Origin of the sequence: Polaribacter gochangensis (assembly GCF_046224025.1) — a bacterium.
GTDB classification, from domain to species: Bacteria; Bacteroidota; Bacteroidia; order Flavobacteriales; family Flavobacteriaceae; genus Polaribacter; species Polaribacter gochangensis.
In genome coordinates this window covers 446,162-467,147 of record NZ_JBJXRF010000001.1, presented here as the reverse complement: position 1 = coordinate 467,147, position 20,986 = coordinate 446,162, and the positions used below count along the sequence as shown (strand labels likewise).

The window sequence follows — 20,986 nt, the reverse complement described above, 5'->3', positions numbered from 1 at the left end:
ATGTAATTTAAAAACCATAAAAAATCCCTGAGAAAACTCTCAGGGATTTTTTGTGAAATAAGTTTTTGCTAAGACTCAAAATTATTCTCAACAATATTCCGAATCTTTTTATTTAAATAATCTATTGACCGGTAGCTTGTATGCTCTAAAATAATAACTACTAAGTCATCTTCTCGATACTGAGTAATTCCGGTACTAAATCCGTTCCATTTCCCATAATGATAAACAACCTTTTCATCATTTTTAGTATTTATTCTAAAACCGAAACCATAAGGAATTTCACGTCCATATTTATTCTTTCCTTTCGTGTACATAAGCTCCAAAGACTCTTTAGAAATTAGTTTTCCACTATTCAATCCGTTTACCCATTTTAATAAATCTTCGTTTGTGGCATAAATATTTTTATCACCAACTATTGCGTCATTAATTGTATTTGGTATTGTTCTGTGTCTCCAACCTCTATATAATCTATAACCAATTAATTGATTTGCTCTTAAAGTGTCGTTTTCAAAACTAAAAGCAAAAGAATTATTCATTTGTAGCGGTTTAAAAATAGTAGTTTCTAAGAAATTAGAATAACTCATTTTTGATATTTTCTCGATAAGCGATGCTAAAACAAAATAACCAGTATTTGAATAATCAAATCTTCTGCCAGGACTAAAAAATGTTGAAACATTAGTTGTTTCTAAAAACTCCATCATTTCATTATTATTTGGAGCTTTATCTTTTTCCCACAGATTTTCTGCAACCCAAAAGTATTTTGGTAAGCCAGATGTATGGTTTAGTAAATGTTGAATTGTAATATTCTTAAAAGGAAATTTCGGGAAGTATTTGGTAATTGTATCTGATAATTGTAATTGATTTCGTTCTTTTAAAATCATAATTGAAGCAGCTGTAAATTGTTTGCTTACAGAAGCTAATTGAAAAATGGATTCCTCATTTAGTTTGCTTTTCTTTCTAAAATCTGCATATCCAATTTGATTTTGATAAATTAACTTTCCTTCTTTAGCCACAAGAATAGAACCATGAAAATCGTGTCTTTTATTTATTCTTTTTAACAAAGAGTCTAATTTATGACTGACTTTTTCTGTTTCTTTTTTTGAAAATTTTTCTAAAACAATAGTTGGTTCTTTAACTATAATTGAATCTTTCACAACTTCTTTCACTGCAATTTTTGGGGCCGCCTTTACAGTTTTAGTGCTTAGCACAAAACTGCTTAAAAGAAGAATAAAGAGGCCAATAAAGTATTTTAACTTAATTTTCAAAAGTGAATCATATTGTGTTTCAATGCTAAAAGTAACAATGCTACACGTACTTTCAAAATTTTATTTCATTTTAAGGAATTATACTAATCTATATGTGTTTTTTTGAAGCTTAATGTATCTTTGCAAAAAACAATTCAATTGGCGTATATTTTAAATATTGAAACTTCAACAAAAAACTGTTCGGTAAGTATTTCTAAAGACGGAAAGCTTATTGCAGTTAAAGAATTAAACAATGGTAGTTATTCCCATGCTGAAGTTTTACATCCTTATATAAATGATGTAATTAGTGATGCTAATATCACTTCAGACAAACTAAGAGCTATTGCAGTTAGTAAAGGACCAGGTTCTTATACAGGATTGCGAATTGGTGTTTCTGCAGCAAAAGGACTATGTTTTGCACTGAATATTCCGTTAATTTCTGTAAACACGTTACAGTCGCTTGCAAAGTCTATTTCAGTTGATAATAGTCTTATTGCACCAATGTTAGATGCTAGAAGAATGGAAGTGTATTCTGCAATTTTTGATTCAGATTATAATCAAATCAGAGAAATTAAAGCAGAAATCATTAATGAAAACTCTTTTCTTCAATATTTAGAATCCTCTAAAGTTTATTTTTTGGGTGATGGAGCAGAAAAGTGTAAATCTTTAATAACGCATTCAAATGCCATATTTATTGATTCTAAGTTTCCGTCAGCAAAAGAAATGAGTGTATTGTCGTATGTCAAATACAAAAAAAACGACATCGAAGATGTCGCTTATTTTGAACCTTTTTATCTAAAAGATTTTATTGTTGTTCCTCAAAAAAAGAACTTATAATTATTTTAGTGAAGTATAAAAATTAAAGATTTTAATTAAATCTTCCTCTTTTTTGATACCTAATCTTTCTTTTTTAATGAAATTCTTAATCGCATTAGCTTTTGATTTAAATACTTTTAAAAATTTACTTTTCCTCGTTGGTAACTCAATAACAATATCTTGATCACTTAATTTTATAAAATAAGTGTCTTTTTTTCTTTCAAATTTTGCTGGTTTAGCAATTTCAAAATTGCTTTTAGGCTTAACTTTATCACTGAATTTTATAAATTGTTTGCTAAGTAAAAAAGCTTTGTCTTTTTTTGCTAATATTTTATAGAAACCAAATTTTAAGTTTTCATATTCAAATGCTCTGTAGGTTGTATTTTCATCGGTAAAAACAACGTCATATCTATGTTGCATTGTTGGTACAAAGAAAATTACTTCACCTTTGTTATCTACTTCGATATAATCTAGATTGGCATTATACCTGCCTTTCATTGCAACACCCTTAATTTTTATGTTTTGATATTCAGAATGTATAAAAGGAGAACCTTTAATACTTGGATCATTTTGACGATTATACCTAGCGTCAACATCATTTTTTAACGTAAAAACATCTTGTAAATTGTTTATCTGGTCTACTTGAGAAAAGGCACCTGTAGAAATAAAAAGTAATGTTATTAGAATAGATTTCATAATTTTTTTGTTTTAAAGTTAGTAGCAATTTTTATTAATTATCGTGTTTGATTATCATATAGTTTTAACAACTGAATAAAATCATTTTCTTTTTTAACATTCAATTTGTTCTTTTTAATTAAAGAAGAAATTGTTTTAGAATCGTTACCAAAAAACTTGATAACATCTTTTTTTCTCAGTCTAATTTCACTTAAAGCATCAGCTCCATTTATTCTTAAATAATAAGTGTCTTTTACTCTTTTTAACTCAGGGTTTTTATATTTTTCGTAAGGTGTTTTAGGCTTCTTTTCTTCAACATAAACGATCTTTTCTTTTACGACAAAATCATAATTTTTGCCTATACTTTTTATAACAAAAAAACCAGCTTTTAAGTCATCTTTGTATAAGTAGTTATAGATTTTATAAGTTTTGTTAGACTCTATAAAAAGTACCTGCACTTTACTTTCTAAAGAGGGAACAATATATTTTGTTTTCCCCATATGCTTTACTTCAAAATTATCTGTATACCCATTATATCTTGCAGGATATTGAATTGGGATATCATCAATTTTTACAGTTTCAAAATTTTTGTTGATAAATAAACTTCCTTTTATTTTTGCGTCAAATTTTTGTTTAATGGTTAAAAAAGAGTTTCCTCCTTCTAGTGCGAAAGCTGCTTCGTTTTGACCATTTACAAAAAGTCCTAATGATAAAAACAAAAGTGTTACTGAGTATTTTAAATGTTTCATTTTGTTATATTTACGTGTTATTTTTTTATGTGTACTTGATGTGGATAAGGAATATCAATATTGGCTTTATCTAAAGCTTCTTTAGTTTGTTCTAGAACCTCCGTGTAAACCTTCCAATAATCGCCAGATTTCACCCAAGATCGAACAGCAAAATTAATCGAACTATCACCTAATTCTGTTAATAAAATTACTGGAGCAGGATCTTTTAAAATTAATGGATGATTGTTTACAATAGATGCAAAAACATTTTTAGTTTCTTTTATATCTGCATCATATGTAACACCAAATTTTAAATCAACTCTACGTTTTTCTTCGGTGGAAAAATTAACAATATTGCTGTTTGATAAAGCTCCATTCGGAATAATAATTTCTTTATTATCTACAGTATTTAATTTAGTGGTAAATATTTCAATGCTTTTTACTGTACCGGATTCTCCTTGAGCCGAGATGAAATCTCCAATTTTAAAAGGTTTAAAAATCATTATTAAAGCACCACCTGCAAAATTAGCTAAAGAACCTTGTAATGCTAAACCTACAGCTAGCCCTGCAGCACCAATGATTGCAACAAAAGATGTAGTAGGCACGCCAAGTTTAGAAATTACTGTAATAATTAATAATGCTTTTAAAATCCAGCTTAATAAATCACTTAAAAATTTTTGTAACGTAAGTTCAATGTTACTTTTTGTCATGATCTTTTTTGATACTTTTACAAGTATGTTTATGAAAAATAAACCAATTAGTAAAATTAATAAAGCAGTTAGCACATCTGGCCCGTATTTTATTAAAAAAGCTTCAGCTATTTCTAAATATCTATCCATTTTAAATTAATTTAAGAGTATAATTGTTACTGCTAAAATAGCGGGAATTGATTGGATATAAAAGAGTCTTATCTTTTTTGTTGAGTATGCTCCATAAACACCAGCAATAATTACACAACTTAGAAAGAAAACACTCACATTTAAATCATTGGTTAGTAAAGACCAAAATAAACCAGCACTAAGAAAACCATTGTATAATCCTTGGTTTGCTGCCAATACTTTTGTTTCTTCCGCAAATTCTTTAGATTTTAATCCAAAAATTTTAATGCCTTTGGGCTTTGTCCATAAAAACATTTCTAAAACTAAAAAACAGAAATGTTCAAAAGCTACCAACGCAATAAGAAATGTAATTAATAGTGTCATCCTTTAAAGTTTCTTAGTTGATAAATTGCATCTTCTGTATTTTCTGTTGGTAAGTTACATGTTTTATTTTGACAAACATATACTAGTGTTTTGTCTTTTATAAACCTATTTTTTAACAAGTGTAGATTACTTTTAGTTAGACTGCCACAAATTAATTTATTAGGAATGTATTCTTTATGTATTTCTATTAATTTTTCTTTTGCTTTAGCACCATTGATTGCAATTTCAAAATAATTATCAGTGAAATTACTATATGCATCTAACCAATTTGAATATGCTGAACCAAAATTTTGCATTGTACTTGTCATATTATTCAACATCTGATTACTAGTTTTTAAATAGTATTCATTTTTAAAATAATGACTCAACTTGAATAAATTTTTAGCCATCATTGAATTTGATGAAGGCATAACATTGTCTTCAGTTTCGGTTTTTCTGGTAATTAATTCTAAATCTTTATTTGATGTAAAATAAAACATACTCGTTGATGTATTAAAGAAATAGTCAAAACAAGTATCAGTTAGGTTTTTAGAAAGCATCAGCCACTTTTCATCTAAAGTTACTTCGTATAACGAAATGAAAGCATCAATAACCGTTCCATAATCTTCAAGGTAACCATTTATGGTTGCTTGTTTATTTTTATAATTGCGATATAGAGTTCCGTCTTCTTTAAGCATTTTTAACTCTAAAAAGTGGGCATTTTTTAAAGCAATTTCTAAGAAATGAGCATCATTAAAAACGCGATATGCATCAACATATCCTTTTAACATAATGCCGTTCCAAGAAGTTAATATTTTATCGTCTAACCTTGGGTGCTTTCTTTTAGTTCTTTCTTTTAGTAAAATCGATTTCCATTTAATAATTGTATTTTTAAGTTCAATTATTAACAAATTGTGCTTTTTTGCAAAAGCTTCATCAGAACTATTTTTAATTAAATGATAGTTGTTGTGTTCCCAGAATCCGTAAGAATTTATATTATAATACTCAGAAAACAGATTGAAATCTTCTTTTAAGAGAATTTGTAATTCCTCTTTTTTCCAAACATAAAAAGCTCCTTCTTCCAATTTATTTTTAGCATTTAAACTATCGGCATCAATTGCTGTATAAAAACCACCAGAAACATCTAGCATTTCTCGTTCAATAAATTTTAATGTTTCATACACTGTTTCTTTATAGAGTTCATTCTTTGTAATTAAAAAAGCATCAGAAAATAAACTTACCAACTGCCCATTGTCATACAACATCTTTTCGAAATGCGGAATATGCCATTTTGTATCTACAGAATATCTGGAAAATCCACCGCCAACATGATCAAAAATTCCGCCTAAAGCAATTTTTGTAAGTGTAGTATTTACGTATTTTAGTAAAGATTTATCGTTATTTTGATAAGCATGTCTCAATAAAAAATGATAATTATTTGGCATCGGAAATTTTGGAGCTTTGTTAAATCCTCCCAATACTTCATCAAAATAAATGCTCCATTTTTTTACAGTTTCATTTAGGTATTCTTTGGTAAAAAATGGCTTCTCCGTGTTTAATGTTATCAATCCAGATTGTTGAACTCCTTTCGTTAATTTTTCGGCATATTCAATAACTTTTTTAGGATTTTTTTGATATAAATCACCAATTTGATGTAAGATATTCGACCATTCTTCTTTTTTAAAATACGTTCCGCCCCAAACAGGTCTTCCGTCTGGTAAAGCAACACAGTTTAATGGCCAACCGCCTGCGCCAGTCATCAATTGAACAGCATTCATATAAATTTGATCAATGTCTGGTCTTTCTTCTCGATCAACTTTTACATTGATGTAATGGTGATTCATAATCTCGGCAACTTCTTCGTTTTCAAAACTTTCATCTTCCATGACATGGCACCAATGACACGAAGAATATCCGATAGAAATTAGCAGTAATTTATTTTCTTTTCTTGCTTTTGCTAAGGTTTCTGAATTCCATGCAAACCAATTCACAGGATTGTGTGCGTGTTGTAATAAATACGGACTTGTTTCTGAAGCTAAATGGTTCTTAAATTTTTCCATTGGTGGTTTTGTGTCTAACCAAAGATAAAAAAAGCGATTTGATAAAAACCAAATCGCTAGAAATTATAATTATATTAAATGTAGCTTAAAAATCGATTTGAAAACGAAATTGGAAAATGGTTGCTTTTCCTTTGTTTTTTACATCTGCAAAAACGTTGTTCACCATAAATCGAGTTGATGGGTTTAAGTACCAGTTAAGTCCCAAGGTAACATCAGTTTGCTCTCCGCCATAAATATCACGATTGTTTAAATCAGAATTAGAATACCTTAAGGCTATTTCCCAAGCTCCAGATCCACTTTTACCATAATTATTTTTTGGACTTAATCGATCAAATCCAGCATAAGAGCTTTTAAATTTTTTGCTTTCTCCAGTTAAAAAATAACTTACTTCTCCGTAATAACTAGAAAAATGATAAGTATCAATTGGATTAGCAATTCCTGTATTTATTTTCGTCGTTAAATATTCAGCCTGAAAAGCAAAAGCTTTTTTTACATAAGCGGTTTCAAAATTAAACATACTTACATTTTTAACGCTACTTATTGGACCAGTAAAGATATATTTAATTCTACTTAAATGACTTTCTGGTCTTGATTCAATTTTATATTCTTTAGAATTAGGTTTTCTATTTGTATATGCAACCCCAGCATGTAACATTTCTTTTTGTTCTTTATCATTAATTAATAAACTTGTTACTCTACCTGTAATTGCATAACCATTATTTGCTGATTTATCATCAGAAGAATTGTCTTCGTTTAAAAAATAACCAGCTTGAACAGATAATTTATTGCCAAAATAATCATTAAAAAATACGATTCCGTTGTTTCTTGTTTGCATAAAATCATCGGCAAAAGAACGCTCCATAAAAGTCATGTATTTGCTGCTTGTTATTACATCTAACCTAAAAGGTTCTTTCACATGACCAATTCTAAGATTGCCAATTATTGGTAAATTTTTTAATCCAATATAGGCGTCTTTGATAGTTGATTTATTGCCTGCAAAATCTACAGAGAACTTATAATCTACATTCCCATATAAGGTTCCAGAAGTAAATATTCTAGCGCGTCTAAGTTCGGTTCCAGATATTGTTGTTAATGGATTAAAAGCAGCATCTAAACCTTCATCCTGAGAAAAGAATGCATGATCTATCATAATTCTTCCTCCAAATTTTAATTGAAATTGTTTGTCTGCACTTTCAACTTTAAACCCTTTGTCCCATTTAAAATCAAACGAATTTTGAGAAAAACCAATTTGACTGATTAACAATAGAATAAATGAAAAATAATTTTTAGATAACGTCATTTTAAATTTTTATTAAAGTGCAAATGTTATAAATTTTAAGATAAGTTAACATATACAATGTTATTTCATAACACTTTGATAACATTAAAATAACATTGCGTGAGGATGCTGTATCTAATTTTGCAGAATAATAATTTAAGTAAATAAAATGGAGAATCCATATATTTTAATGCTAATTGCATTGACCGCTTTAGCAATTATAGATTTAGTTGTTGGGGTAAGTAATGATGCAGTCAATTTTTTAAACTCTGCAATTGGTTCTAAAGCTATTTCAGTTAAGAAAATTTTGATTATTGCCAGTATTGGTGTTTTTGTTGGCTCAGTAACATCAAGCGGAATGATGGAGGTTGCTAGAAAAGGGATTTTTGTTCCGAGCGAATTCTATTTTAATGAAATCATGTACATTTTTATGGCCGTAATGATTACAGACATACTACTGTTAGATGTTTTTAACTCGCTAGGAATGCCAACTTCTACAACAGTTTCTATTGTTTTTGAATTATTAGGAGCAGCAGTTGCAATGGCGTTGATAAAAATTTATACAACAGATTCTGGGGAGACAGTTGCTAACTTAGGGAAGTATATCAATACAGAAACAGCTATGTTTATCATTTTTGGTATTTTACTTTCTGTGGTAGTTGCATTTTCTATTGGAGCAATTGTACAATTTATATCTAGGTTAATTTATTCTTTTCATATAGAAAGTAGACCTAGTTATGTAAATGCATTGTTTGGTGGATTTGCCATTACTGCAATAACCTATTTTATTGTGATAAAAGGGTTAAAAGGAACTCCTTTTTATAAAGATGTAAAGCACTTAATAGAAGGGAATCTTGCAATAATTTTGTTAATAGGATTTACTTTTTGGTCTATCGCATCTCAACTTTTAATAAAGCTATTTAAAGTAAACGTTTTAAAATTAATTATTGGTATTGGTACCTTCTCATTAGCGTTGGCTTTTGCTGGAAACGATTTGGTAAACTTTATTGGTGTACCAATTGCTGCTTGGAATTCTTATGAAGCATGGCAGGCATCTGGTGTTGCTGCTGATTCATTCTCAATGGGAGTGTTGGCTAAAAAAGTGCCATCTAATGTTTGGTTATTATTAATTGCAGGGGCAATAATGGTCGTAACTATCTGGACTTCTAAAAAAGCAAAAACGGTAATTGAAACTGGAATTAATTTATCTCGTCAAGGAGAAGGGCACGAGAAATTTCAGCCAAACCCAATGTCTAGAGTAGTAGTTAGAGCAGCAATGGGGTTAAATATTGGTATTGGTTATTTATTTCCAAAGAAAACATTAGCATTTGTAGATTCTAAATTTCAAAAACCAGTCATAGAATTATCAAAAAACAAATCTTACGAAATGCCAGCTTTTGATATGATTAGAGCTTCTGTAAACTTAATTGTTGCTGGAATTTTAATTTCAGTTGGTACTTCGTTAAAATTACCTCTATCAACAACATATGTAACCTTTATGGTTGCAATGGGAACGTCTCTTGCCGATAGAGCTTGGGGAAGAGAAAGTGCAGTGTATAGAGTTGCTGGAGTATTAAATGTAATTGGTGGCTGGTTTATGACAGCCTTAGTGGCATTCGTTGCCGCTGCTACTGTTGCGTATTTGATCAATTTAGGCGGAATTGTAATGGTTGGTGTTTTACTTTTACTAGTATTTGGGTTGATTGCAAGAAACTCTATCAAACACACAAAGAAAAATCAAGAAGTAAAGAAACAAATGTATATTGAAAGAGCAGAATTAATTACTATTAATGGTGTAATTGAAGAGAGTTCAGATCATATTGCAGAAGTTGCTTCTCGTGTAAATAAATTATACACCAATGTTGTAAATGATTTGGCAAATCACGATCTAAATAAATTACGTAAAACCGACAAACATGTTGGGAAGTTAAATGATGAAATTGATGATTTAAAAGATGGTGTTTTCTATTTTATAAAATCACTAGACGAAACATCTGTACAAGCAAGTAGGTTCTATATTTTAGTATTAGGATATTTACAAGATGTTGCACAATCTATTAGTTATATTTCTAGAGCAAGCTTTAAACACGTTAATAACAATCATAAAAATCTTAAAAAAGGACAGTTAAAAGATTTAAAAGAAATTGACAATCAATTAACAGAATTATTAGATAAGGTCAGTGATGTTTTTGAAAATAGAACTTTTGATCATTTAGACGGAATCTTAATCGAAAAACAAGCATTGTTAAATGATGTTTCTGAATCAATAGAAAAACAGGTGGCAAGAATTAGAACAGACGAAACTAGTCCTAAAAACACTACTTTGTATTTTAGCGTGTTATTAGAAACTAAAGATTTGGTTGGTGCTTTATTAAACTTATTGCAAACCTATCAAGAGTTTCATTTGTCTACAAAAGAAGTAGAAAATCTATAAAAAAGATAAAAAGTAATGTGAAAAAAACCGAGTAGTATCTACTCGGTTTTTTTATGTAATACAGATTGCTATTTTAATTTTCCATTGATAATAACACCATTCTTAACTCCATAAAAGTAAAACTCTTATCTACTTTTTCTTTGAGTTCTGTTAAGTTTTTAAACGTTGTTTCTTCAATTGCTTTTATAATTTTGTTATAGCGTTTTAGTGCAATTAATTCTAAAACATCAATTTCTCCAGATGGAATATAACTTGCCAAATGACTTTCTATAGTGTTGCTTTTTAAACTGCGCTCTTTGGCAATTTCTTTTATCGATAACCCGCTTTTAAACAGCTCAAATGAAATTTGTTTCGTTGGTTTTTTATCTTCTTTTTTCTGTTGATTTAAATGATTGATACCATTTTCTTGACAGTAAGAATTTATCAATTCTAGAATTTCTTCGCCATATTTTTGAACTCGGATTTTACCCATTCCTTTTATTTTAAGCAATTCTTTTTCTGTTCTAGGAAGTTCATCACATAGTAAGTATAACGTTTCTTGTGTAAAAATTTGAAAATGAGGAATGTTTTCTGCTTTGGCAATATCATCTCTCAATTCTCTCAATTTTAAGGCGATAATTGGGTCTCTTTTAGAAGCAACCTTCTTCTTTTTTGGTTTTTCTACATTTTGTAAAACTGCGTTTGCTCTAACTTGCAAATACGTTTTTGTAGTAAAACCTTCAGTCATTTTTTTAAGAGCAAAAACTTTTTCCGTGAGCACTTCTTGTAATGCATCAAACTGCTTGTCAAAATCTTTTTTCACCGCTTTGTTATCTGAAGAAAAAGAAATTTTTGACAAAGGCTGAACGATATTTTTGATTGTTTGTGTTAAAAAATAATCAACTGCTTTTGTAAATCGTTCCTGAATTAAAGAACTGTTTTCTGGTAAAATTGCTGCTTCTGAAACTGTTTTTAACTGAATTTTAAATCCGTTTGCAACTTTCATCAATGCTACAATTCCGTTGTCTTTTATAATTTGTAAATGCTCAATTACGTCGCCTTTTATACTCGTTCTGTTTTTATAAAAAATGTCAATTAATCTTGTTGTTGGATATAAAAATTGTTGATAATCAAACAATTCTGAAATTAAATTAAGTTGAAATTGTTTTTCAGATTCGATTAAAACACTTTCATCTGGATGATTTTCTTCCACACTTTTATTAAACGAACCCACTTTTGCATCATTAATAATGGCGTTGCTACTAATTTTTGTCTTCAAGACAATACCTTCTAACGAAGTACATCTACTTAACGCAACATAGGTTTGTCCGTGCGCAAAAGAAGCTTCGGCATCAATAATTGCTTTTTCGAAGGTTAAACCTTGACTTTTATGGATGGTAATTGCCCAAGCCAAACGCAACGGGATTTGAGAAAACGAACCTGTAATATCTTCTTTTATATCTTTGGTTTCATCATTAATAGAGTAGTTGATGTTTTCCCACGTTTCTTTTTCGGTCACAATTTCGTCGATTTCATTGGCACATTGCACAGTTACTGTTTCTTTAGAAATGTCTGTAATAATTCCAATTTTTCCGTTGTAATATCTTTTTTCTTGCGAAGAATCGTTTTTGATAAACATGACTTGCGCACCAACTTTTAGCGCTAGTTTTTCATCGTTCGGAAAAGAGTTTTCGTTGAATTTTCCAGAAATATCCGCTTTAAAAAAAGAAGTTTTGGTTTTTAATTTTTCAAGCTCTAAATTGTTGATGGCATTTGCTCTATTATTATGTGTTGTTAAGGTAATATAACCATCGTCTTTTTTAGGAGAAAAAGTTGGATTGTAACGTTCGTTTAATGTTTTTGCTGATGCTTCAGATAAATTATCATTTCTAATTTCATTTAGAATTTTGATGAAATCTTCGTTTTTTTGACGATAAATATGTTTCAATTCTATAGAAACCACATTGGCTTCTTGATAGGCCTTTGAGCTAAAAAAATAAACCGTTTTATAATGTTGTTGTAGCAAACTCCATTCGTTTGGTTTTACAACTGGCGCTAATTGTTGTAAATCTCCAATCATTAAAACTTGCGCACCGCCAAACACTTTATTTCGGTTTTTATAGCGTCGCATCACTTGGTCAATTCCGTCTAGTAAATCGGCTCTAACCATAGAAATTTCATCGATAATAATTAAATCTAACGATTTGATAATATCAATTTTTGTTCGAGAAAATTTACGTTGTTGGTTAGAAGTATTTGCAATTTGATTTGGTAAAATTGGACCAAAAGGCATTTGAAAAAACGAATGAATGGTAACACCTTTTGCGTTAATTGCAGCAACACCAGTTGGCGCAATCACCACCATTCTTTTTAAAGATTCGTTTTTAATTTTATGTAAAAAAGTAGTTTTTCCTGTTCCTGCTTTTCCGGTGATAAACAAATTTCGATCTGTCTTTTCTATAAAATCTAAAGCAAGTTCTAATTCATTATTTTTTGACATGGTAGCATTTTTGTTGCAAGATAAACAATCAAAAAATGAGTGTATAAAAATTAAAGAAATTTGTTTTTGATTTAGAGGTTTTGCTAGTGTGTTTGTTTTTTAGTTTTCATTTTCCTACCCAATAGTAGATAATCTAAAGAAAAATAACCTCCTCCGCTTATTAATAGACAGATGTAGGTAATTAAAAAAATAAAACTCTTTTCTTGAAAAATAAAACCTTTTCCGCCATTAACTACCCAAGTCGCAACGATCATTGTAATTATTAATGGAATACAGCTCCACCTTGTAAACAACCCAACTATTAAGAATGTAGAACAAAAAAATTCGGCAAACACAACAAGACTTAAACTTAAGGTGGTTCCGATACCTAATGGATCGGCAAATTCAGTATGAATAGTACTGAAATTTATAAGTCTTGGATATCCATGTAAATAAATCATAGAAAATGATATTCCAATCCTTACTATAAGTAAACTAAAACTGACACCTATTTCAGAGGTAGTAAAAATCGATTTGTTTAAAAATGATATTGAATTCATAACTTAATCATTAAATTTTTTTAGAATAATATTTCTTGTACCTCTTAAAATATTGTTTTCATCTTTTGTTAAGGTTATAATGTTAGAAAATCCACCATTTCTTTCAATTTTATCTTTATATTCATTTACCCTATAATCATCAGCAAACCATAGTCCAGTTAACCAATACTCAGGGTAATCAGGAGCTTCAATATTATAATGTATGTGTGCTGGTTCTCCGTCGTGAGTACGATAAGGAGCAGGGCGAATGGTCTCAAATTCATACCTACCATTTGAATTTGTTTTCATCCATCCTCTCAAGTATCCATGGTGTTTTCCATTTTCTTTTTCATTTCCTTTTTTTGGATAGACTCCTTTCGTGTTGGTGTGATAAACGTAAATAATGACATCTTTTACAGGCGTTTTACCATCAGGCAAATAAATGGTTCCAGAAATAATTAGTTTGTCTCCTTGTTCCTCTTTTGGTGGAATAATAGTTCTCCAAGAAACATCTTCCGGAGCTTCAAAAGCTCCACACCAATTACAATCTTTTTGATTCGTATTTTTTGAGGAAATACCTGTTTTTAAATTTGCATTATATTTTTTAGTTGATTGTGAACACACGTTAATTGTAATGAATAAAATAGCTATGGATAACGCTATAATGTTTTTTTTATGAGTCATTGTTTTAAATTTTAATGAACATCAAAAGTCCAAAAAATCTAATGTGTTGAAAAGGGAACTATCAGAAAATAGGCTAACAGGATTGGTTTTAAAGCTTAGTGGTTTAACAACTCATTCCAGTTCTGACGATAATGTCTGCTAAACCGAACAGTTTGACCATTTGTTAAAATACCATCATAATCACCATTTTTTCGTGATTTCAATTCGGTGATGTGATTTTTATTAAGAATTGCAGAGCGGTGGATTCTAAGAAAGATTTGAGGATCTAATAATTTTTCAAGTTTTTTCAAGCTTTCATCGTGTAGAAATTTTTTATCCTTTGAATATACCTTTGTATAAGGTCGGTCTGTTTTAATAAATAAAATTGAAGAAGTGTCTATTTTAATTCTTCGTGTCCCGTTTTTTAATATTATGGTTTTGTTGACTTTTTGAGTGTGCCTTTTCCTTTTAAAGTAATCAATAACAAAAGGACTACATAAATATGCGATAATTGTAATTTGTAACTGATTAGAAATCGCATTTTTAAATATGGTTAGAAACCGGTGTGGAATAGGAAATATAATATGACTTCCTATAATAAAAATGGAAGTAAAAAGAAATATATGCAATATGCTAAATACAAATGCAGTAATTGAAGCGTAAAGAATTTTGTTTACTAATGATTTGGGTTGAACCTTATGATAAATGGAATTGGCAATTTTTAGAAAAGGGATAAATAAGAGCCAATAAATATTATAAAGCATGGTGTCTGACCAATAAAAACTTGCGGGTTTCACTTTAGAGAAAATGTAATCTTGAAAAATAGCCAAACCATATAAGATAACACAAAACACAACTAATAATCTAAAACTTGGATTTAGAAGTTTACTTTTTGTATTATTTACTTTCATCATTTTTTAACCTTGAAAATTTTTGTTGCAAGTTAAACAATCAAAAAATGAGTTTGTAAAAAATGGATAAAATTGTTTGGACATAAAGATTTTGTTAAGCAACAAATAGGATTCCCGTTTTAATAAAATTTATCTAATATTATCAAATTATATAGAAAGGGTAAATAAAAAAGCCTCCCCAACGGAAGGCTTTTTATAGTTTAAGAATGTATGTTATTATTCTGTAGCCTTATCTACAACAATACGGTTTTCTCTGTTAGCTAACTCCCAAGCTGTATGGAAAACAAGACGAGATCTGTTTTCTAGCAAGTCATAGTTAATTTTGTCTGGAGTATCTGTATGTCTGTGATAGTCATCATGTGTTCCATTAAAATAGAAAATAATTGGAATGTTATTTTTTGCAAAGTTATAGTGGTCAGAACGGTAGTAAAAACGATTTGGGTCGTTTTCGTCGTTGTACGTATAATCTAACTCAATATTTGTAAACGTTTTGTTTACTTGTTCAGAAACTTCGTGTAATTCTGTACTTAATTTATCTGCACCAATTAAATAAATATAATTTCTGTCTCCTTCACGTTTTGGATCAATACGACCAACCATGTCAATATTTAAGTTAGCAACTGTATTTGCTAAAGGAACTAAAGGCTCGTAATCTGTGTAGTATCTAGATCCTAATAATCCTTTTTCTTCTCCAGTTACGTGTAAGAAAATAACAGAACGTTTAGGTGTGTGACCATTATCAACCGCTTTTTTAAATGCTTGAGCAATTTCTAACATAGAAACTGTTCCAGAACCATCATCATCTGCTCCATTAAAGATTTCTCCTTTTGCATTTACACCAACGTGATCTAAATGTGCAGAAATAATAATGTATTCTTCTGGTTTTTCAGAACCTTTAATCATTGCTACAACATTTTCTGATGGTTGAGAAACGGTAATACTTTTAAAATTCATTTCAAACTTGGTTGCAACTGAAACGGTTTTAGTCGATTTTGTAATGTTACTTACTAATGCTTTCCCCATTTTTTCGCTAATTAAGAAATAGTACATTTCTGCATCACCATCTTGCTTAGTTGGTAGTGACAATCTATTACTGCCTCCTTTTTCTTCACGTTCTTTATATAATTTTGAATAACGCGTAAACAATGCGTCATCCATAAAAAATAAAGCTTTTGCTCCGTTGTCTTTTGCTGCATTTCTTTTTGATGAAAGTGCTTGACGACCATTAGACCATTTTGAAGCTTTTTTATCACCAGTAATTACATTGTTACCAGCTTTATCTGTTGGTTCTCCACTTCTAACAACTACTATTTTCCCTTTTACATCAAGGTTGTTGTAGTCAGAATATTTTTCATCATCAATTCCGTAACCTGCATACACCACTTCAGAAGCATTTACAGTTCCTGTAGCTGCAGCTGTTTGCGAAATAAAATCGTCAAAATAACTAAATGATTTTCCGTTTACAGAGATGCTTACTTCTGGAGTTTTTACAATGTTTAATGGTACATTCTGAAAATAGTTTCCATCAATTAAAGAATTAATTCCTAAAGCTTCGTAGTGTTTTTTAATGTATTCAACAGCTTTTTTTTGTCCTGGAGACCCAGTATCACGTCCTTCAAATTCATCAGAAGCATAAACATATAAATGCTCTTTTAATTCTTCTTGGGTAATAGTGCTCCCATAAGCGACAACATCCTCATGTGTTGCTTCTTTTTTACAAGAAAATGCTATAAACATTACGCTTAATAGTAATAGTGTTTTTTTCATTTGATTCGGTTGTTATAGTTAAGTAGTGCGATATTACAAAAAAGAACGATTAAGAGGTTCTAAAAGAGTGTCTTTTAACAGTTTTTAACACAATTTTTGTAATTGTAGCTTGCAAAGTTGTATACATAGGTTATTATTAACAAGTTAGTAGTTGATAATAACTAAAAAATCCCGAGCAATATGCTCAGGATTATTTATTTCTAAAATTTCTAAGAATCTAGAAATCCAATTTACATTTCTAATGCTTTTTTAATATCATTATCCATCAATAATTCTACTGGATTTTCTAATGCTTCTTTTATTGCAACTAAGAATCCAACAGATTCACGCCCGTCAATAATTCTGTGATCATAAGATAATGCCACATACATTATTGGCTGAATTACCACTTGTCTATCAACAGCCATTGGTCTGTTTACAATATTGTGCATTCCTAAAATTCCACTTTGTGGAGGATTGATAATTGGTGTTGATAACATTGAGCCAAAAACTCCACCATTAGTAATGGTAAATGTTCCTCCTGTCATTTCATCAACAGTTATTTGTCCGTCTCTAGCTCTTAAAGCCAAACGTTTTACTTCAGATTCTACACCTCTAAAAGATAAATTTTCTGCATTTCTAATTACAGGAACCATTAATCCTTTAGGGCCAGAAACTGCAATAGAAATATCTTGAAAATCGTGTTTGATTTGAAAATCTCCATCAATCATAGAATTTACATCAGGATACATTTTTAATGCTCTCACAACTGCTAAGGTAAAGAAAGACATAAAGCCTAATCCAACACCGTGTTTTGCTTTAAAATCTTCTTTGTATTGAGAACGTAAGTCAAAGATTGGTTGCATGTTTACTTCATTAAATGTAGTTAACATTGCAGTTTCACTTTTTACAGCAACCAAACGTTCAGCAACTTTTCTACGCAACATAGACATTTTTTTGCGTTCTGTTCCTCTTGAACCGTTTGCGGGCTGAGTTCCCATAGAAGGCACTGCTTTTACAGCATCATCTTTCGTAATTCTACCAGCTTTTCCAGTTCCGCTTACAGAAGCTGCATCGATTCCTTTTTCAGCTAATACTTTTTTAGCTGCAGGAGAGGCTGTTCCGGTTGCATAGGTTGTTGTTTTTGGAGCTTCAGCTTTCTTTACTTCGACTTTTTCTGTAGTTTCTTCTTCGTTAGGTGTTGATTTCCCTTCGGGCTTTGCGGCGCTAGTATCTATTAAACAGACTACTTCGCCAACAGCAACGGCATCGCCTTCTTCTGCTTTTAGCGTAATAATTCCGCTTTCTTCAGCAGGTAATTCTAAGGTTGCTTTGTCAGAGTCTACTTCTGCAATTGGTTGGTCTTTTTCAACATAATCTCCATCTTCAACTAACCAAGTTGCAATTTCTACTTCTGTAATTGATTCTCCCGGAGAAGGAACTTTCATTTCTAAAATCATCAGTACTGAATTTTATTTTTATCTAAATTTCTTTATTTTTTAATCAAAAACTTTGTCTAAAACTTTTTGTTGTCTTTTTTTAAAACGTGCGCTAGAACCGGCGGCAGGAACTGCGTGATATTCTCTAGATGCAACTTCTAACCTTAACTTAGGAAAGCGTTCTAACATATAGCTCCAAGCTCCCATATTTTTTGGTTCTTCTTGTGCCCAAACAAAACGCTCTGCTGTTGGATATGCTGCTATCACATTTTCTAATTGTTCTTCATGCAATGGGAATAATTGTTCTATTCTTACCAACGCAATATCGTTTCTTTCTAATTTTTCGCGTTCTGCAAGTAAATCATAATAGAATTTACCCATACAAAATACAACTTTTTTAACTTTTTCTTTATCAACTAAATGATCGTCAATTACTTCTTGAAAAGTTCCGTTTGCTAAATCTTCGATAGGATTCACAGCTTTTGGATGGCGTAATAAACTTTTTGGTGTAAAAACAATTAAAGGTTTTCTGTAGTTGCGTTTCATTTGTCTGCGTAAAATATGATACATATTTGCAGGAGTTGTACAATTGGCTACAATCATATTATCTACAGCACATAATTGCAAATAACGTTCTATTCTGGCAGATGAATGCTCAGAACCTTGTCCTTCATATCCGTGAGGCAATAAGATTACAATTCCGTTTTGTAATTTCCATTTATCTTCTGATGCAGATATGTATTGGTCAAACATAATTTGCGCTCCATTAGAGAAATCACCAAATTGTGCTTCCCAAATTGTCAAACAATTTGGAAAGGCCATTGCGTACCCATAATCAAATCCTAAAACACCATATTCTGATAAATGAGAATTGTAAATGGTCATATTCCCTTTATTTTCAGGGTTTGTATTTAGTAAGTTGATTCTTTCCTCTGTAATTTCATCACGTAAAACTGCATGTCTGTGTGAAAAAGTTCCACGCTCTACATCTTGTCCAGAAATACGTACGTTATATCCTTCTTCTAATAATGAACCATAGGCTAGTGTTTCTGCCATTCCCCAATCTAATTCATTAGATTCGAAAACCATTTTTTCTCTTCCTTTTAAAATACGTTCTGCTTTTCTTACAAACTTCACATTTTCTGGAACTGTAGAAACAACTTTGGCTATGTTTTTTAATTTTTCTATGGCATATGTTGTGTTTTCTGGCAATAACATAGCTTCTTTTCCCTGTCGTAGAAAACCTTTCCATGTGGTTTTCATAAACTCTCTTACTTTAGAAGATGTGTCTTGTTTAGCTTTGTCAAACTCAACTTCTAACATTGATTTAAATTCATCTGTAATTTGAGTTAAATACTCTTTTGTAACAGTACCTTCATTAAGTAATTGATTGGCATAAATATCTTTTAGGTTTTTATGTTTTGCAATTGCTTTGTATAAGTTAGGTTGGGTAAAACGAGGTTCATCACCTTCGTTATGGCCATATTTTCGATATCCTAGAAGATCAATAAAAACATCTTTCTTAAACTTCATTCTATATTCAATAGCAATTTCCATTGCATGACAAACGGCTTCTACATCATCTGCATTTACATGTAATACTGGTGATAGTGTTACTTTAGCAATATCAGTACAATAGGTGCTTGATCTTGCGTCTAAATAGTTTGTTGTAAAACCCACTTGATTGTTTACTACAAGATGTACAGTTCCACCAGTTTTATAACCGTTTAACTGCGCCATTTGTACTATTTCATATACAATTCCTTGTCCGGCTATAGCTGCATCGCCATGAATAACGATCGGTAATATTTTAGAATTATTTCCTTTGTATTTTTTGTCAATCTTTGCGCGAACAATACCTTCAGTAACAGCACCAACTGTTTCTAAATGTGAAGGGTTTGGTACTAAATTCATTTTAATACTTTGCCCGTTTTTATATGTCTTGCTTAGAGTTAGTCCTAGATGATACTTGACATCGCCATCTAAATCTTTATCTTCAAAATCCTTGCCTTCAAACTCATTAAATAATTCTCTAACGGGTTTTTTAAAAATATTAACTAATGCATTTAAACGGCCACGATGTGCCATCCCAAGGACACATTCTTTAACACCGTAATTTTCTGCAGCAGTTCTTAGTAAAACACTTAATCCTGGAATTAATGCTTCTCCGCCTTCTAAAGAAAAACGCTTTTGACCAACATATTTAGTTTGTAAAAAATTTTCGAAACCAACAGCTTGATTTACTTTTTGTAGAATGTACTTTTTAGAATCTACATTGTAATTAGGTAAGTTACTGTTTTTATGTAATCGATCTTGCCACCATTTTAATTCTTCAGGATTTCTTAAATACATGTATTCAACACCAATAGAATTGCAATACACATTTTCTAAGTGTTCAATAATTTCGGTTAAAGTTCTAGGGCCAATTCCTAAAACATCACTTGCATTAAAAACTGTATTTAAATCGTTTTGAGATAATCCAAAGTTTTCAATAGCTAAAGATGGAGTGTATTTTCTTCGTTCTCTAACAGGGTTTGTTTTTGTAAATAAATGCCCGCGAGTTCTATAGCCGTTTATTAAGTCGATAACTAAAAATTCTTTTTTAACATCATCGGGAACTTCTGCGTAAAATTCATCATCATCTGTTAATGAGTAATTTTCATTTGCTAAATCATAACCTTGAAAAAAACTCCTCCAACTTGGTTCAACAGCATCTGGATTTATCAAATATTGATCATATAAATCTCCAATAAAACCTGTATGTGCTGCGTTTAAGAATGAAAATTTGTCCATATATTTATTTAATACTTTGG

At 30.4% G+C, this 20,986-nt stretch carries 16 protein-coding genes; 2 read left to right on the top strand and 14 right to left on the bottom strand.

Annotation, left to right across the window (positions count from 1 at the left end; genetic code table 11):
- Positions 1–68 precede the first annotated feature (68 nt).
- On the bottom strand, positions 69–1,265 hold the full coding sequence (locus ACEWL1_RS02155; RefSeq protein ID WP_409231639.1) for a serine hydrolase domain-containing protein: 1,197 nt from the start codon (positions 1,263–1,265) through the stop codon (positions 69–71).
- Positions 1,266–1,403: 138 nt separating this feature from the next.
- Here ACEWL1_RS02155 and tsaB point away from each other — a divergent pair, with 138 nt between their 5' ends.
- A complete protein-coding gene (tsaB, locus tag ACEWL1_RS02150; protein WP_409232254.1) occupies positions 1,404–2,081 on the top strand; it encodes a tRNA (adenosine(37)-N6)-threonylcarbamoyltransferase complex dimerization subunit type 1 TsaB in 678 nt (225 codons plus the stop codon).
- Here the strand turns inward: tsaB and ACEWL1_RS02145 are convergent, their stop codons facing one another.
- The 6 genes from ACEWL1_RS02145 to ACEWL1_RS02120 form a co-directional block, all read right to left on the bottom strand.
- Positions 2,082–2,756, bottom strand: a complete 675-nt coding sequence (locus ACEWL1_RS02145; protein WP_409231638.1) for a hypothetical protein — start codon at positions 2,754–2,756, stop codon at positions 2,082–2,084.
- A gap of 38 nt (positions 2,757–2,794) precedes the next feature.
- Positions 2,795–3,484 carry a hypothetical protein gene (locus ACEWL1_RS02140; protein WP_409231637.1) on the bottom strand — a complete coding sequence of 230 codons (690 nt, stop codon included), beginning with the start codon at positions 3,482–3,484 and terminating at the stop codon, positions 2,795–2,797.
- A 17-nt stretch (positions 3,485–3,501) separates the two neighbouring features.
- Complete coding sequence (locus ACEWL1_RS02135) at positions 3,502–4,302, bottom strand: mechanosensitive ion channel family protein (RefSeq protein ID WP_409231636.1); 801 nt, start codon at positions 4,300–4,302, stop codon at positions 3,502–3,504.
- Positions 4,303–4,308: 6 nt separating this feature from the next.
- A complete protein-coding gene (locus ACEWL1_RS02130; RefSeq protein ID WP_409231635.1) occupies positions 4,309–4,665 on the bottom strand; it encodes a DUF1304 domain-containing protein in 357 nt (118 codons plus the stop codon).
- Positions 4,662–6,704, bottom strand: a complete 2,043-nt coding sequence (locus ACEWL1_RS02125) for a thioredoxin domain-containing protein (RefSeq protein WP_409231634.1) — start codon at positions 6,702–6,704, stop codon at positions 4,662–4,664. Before ACEWL1_RS02125 ends, ACEWL1_RS02130 begins: the two co-directional genes overlap by 4 nt.
- 85 nt (positions 6,705–6,789) lie before the next feature.
- Positions 6,790–8,004 (bottom strand): OprO/OprP family phosphate-selective porin, encoded by a 1,215-nt coding sequence (locus ACEWL1_RS02120; protein ID WP_409231633.1) that lies wholly within the window; start codon positions 8,002–8,004, stop codon positions 6,790–6,792.
- A 148-nt stretch (positions 8,005–8,152) separates the two neighbouring features.
- Between ACEWL1_RS02120 and ACEWL1_RS02115 the strand changes: the two genes are divergently transcribed.
- Positions 8,153–10,417, top strand: coding sequence for an inorganic phosphate transporter (locus ACEWL1_RS02115; RefSeq protein WP_409231632.1), 2,265 nt, complete (start codon positions 8,153–8,155; stop codon positions 10,415–10,417).
- A 73-nt stretch (positions 10,418–10,490) separates the two neighbouring features.
- Here the strand turns inward: ACEWL1_RS02115 and ACEWL1_RS02110 are convergent, their stop codons facing one another.
- The 7 genes from ACEWL1_RS02110 to ACEWL1_RS02080 form a co-directional block, all read right to left on the bottom strand.
- The gene (locus tag ACEWL1_RS02110; protein WP_409231631.1) at positions 10,491–12,896 is read right to left on the bottom strand and encodes a helix-turn-helix domain-containing protein; all 2,406 of its coding nucleotides are present in this window, start codon (positions 12,894–12,896) and stop codon (positions 10,491–10,493) included.
- An 83-nt stretch (positions 12,897–12,979) separates the two neighbouring features.
- Positions 12,980–13,435 carry a DoxX family protein gene (locus ACEWL1_RS02105; protein ID WP_409231630.1) on the bottom strand — a complete coding sequence of 152 codons (456 nt, stop codon included), beginning with the start codon at positions 13,433–13,435 and terminating at the stop codon, positions 12,980–12,982.
- A 3-nt stretch (positions 13,436–13,438) separates the two neighbouring features.
- Positions 13,439–14,038, bottom strand: coding sequence for a dioxygenase family protein (locus ACEWL1_RS02100; RefSeq protein ID WP_409231629.1), 600 nt, complete (start codon positions 14,036–14,038; stop codon positions 13,439–13,441).
- Positions 14,039–14,193: 155 nt separating this feature from the next.
- The gene (locus ACEWL1_RS02095) at positions 14,194–14,991 is read right to left on the bottom strand and encodes a LytR/AlgR family response regulator transcription factor (RefSeq protein WP_409231628.1); all 798 of its coding nucleotides are present in this window, start codon (positions 14,989–14,991) and stop codon (positions 14,194–14,196) included.
- 213 nt (positions 14,992–15,204) lie between these two features.
- Positions 15,205–16,755 (bottom strand): M28 family peptidase, encoded by a 1,551-nt coding sequence (locus ACEWL1_RS02090; RefSeq protein WP_409231627.1) that lies wholly within the window; start codon positions 16,753–16,755, stop codon positions 15,205–15,207.
- A gap of 230 nt (positions 16,756–16,985) precedes the next feature.
- The gene (gene odhB / locus ACEWL1_RS02085) at positions 16,986–18,194 is read right to left on the bottom strand and encodes a 2-oxoglutarate dehydrogenase complex dihydrolipoyllysine-residue succinyltransferase (protein ID WP_409231626.1); all 1,209 of its coding nucleotides are present in this window, start codon (positions 18,192–18,194) and stop codon (positions 16,986–16,988) included.
- 39 nt (positions 18,195–18,233) lie between these two features.
- Positions 18,234–20,966, bottom strand: coding sequence for a 2-oxoglutarate dehydrogenase E1 component (locus ACEWL1_RS02080; RefSeq protein WP_409231625.1), 2,733 nt, complete (start codon positions 20,964–20,966; stop codon positions 18,234–18,236).
- Positions 20,967–20,986 lie beyond the last annotated feature (20 nt).

Excerpts from the sequence above, each read along its gene's own strand:
- ACEWL1_RS02145 (WP_409231638.1), bottom strand. The coding sequence starts at position 2,756 with ATGAAATCTATTCTAATAACATTACTTTTTATTTCTACAGGTGCCTTT.
- ACEWL1_RS02140 (WP_409231637.1), bottom strand. The coding sequence starts at position 3,484 with ATGAAACATTTAAAATACTCAGTAACACTTTTGTTTTTATCATTAGGA.
- ACEWL1_RS02135 (WP_409231636.1), bottom strand. The coding sequence starts at position 4,302 with ATGGATAGATATTTAGAAATAGCTGAAGCTTTTTTAATAAAATACGGG.
- ACEWL1_RS02130 (WP_409231635.1), bottom strand. The coding sequence starts at position 4,665 with ATGACACTATTAATTACATTTCTTATTGCGTTGGTAGCTTTTGAACAT.
- ACEWL1_RS02125 (WP_409231634.1), bottom strand. The coding sequence starts at position 6,704 with ATGGAAAAATTTAAGAACCATTTAGCTTCAGAAACAAGTCCGTATTTA.
- ACEWL1_RS02120 (WP_409231633.1), bottom strand. The coding sequence starts at position 8,004 with ATGACGTTATCTAAAAATTATTTTTCATTTATTCTATTGTTAATCAGT.
- ACEWL1_RS02115 (WP_409231632.1), top strand. The coding sequence starts at position 8,153 with ATGGAGAATCCATATATTTTAATGCTAATTGCATTGACCGCTTTAGCA.
- ACEWL1_RS02110 (WP_409231631.1), bottom strand. The coding sequence starts at position 12,896 with ATGTCAAAAAATAATGAATTAGAACTTGCTTTAGATTTTATAGAAAAG.
- ACEWL1_RS02105 (WP_409231630.1), bottom strand. The coding sequence starts at position 13,435 with ATGAATTCAATATCATTTTTAAACAAATCGATTTTTACTACCTCTGAA.
- ACEWL1_RS02095 (WP_409231628.1), bottom strand. The coding sequence starts at position 14,991 with ATGATGAAAGTAAATAATACAAAAAGTAAACTTCTAAATCCAAGTTTT.
- ACEWL1_RS02090 (WP_409231627.1), bottom strand. The coding sequence starts at position 16,755 with ATGAAAAAAACACTATTACTATTAAGCGTAATGTTTATAGCATTTTCT.
- odhB (WP_409231626.1), bottom strand. The coding sequence starts at position 18,194 with ATGATTTTAGAAATGAAAGTTCCTTCTCCGGGAGAATCAATTACAGAA.
- ACEWL1_RS02080 (WP_409231625.1), bottom strand. The coding sequence starts at position 20,966 with ATGGACAAATTTTCATTCTTAAACGCAGCACATACAGGTTTTATTGGA.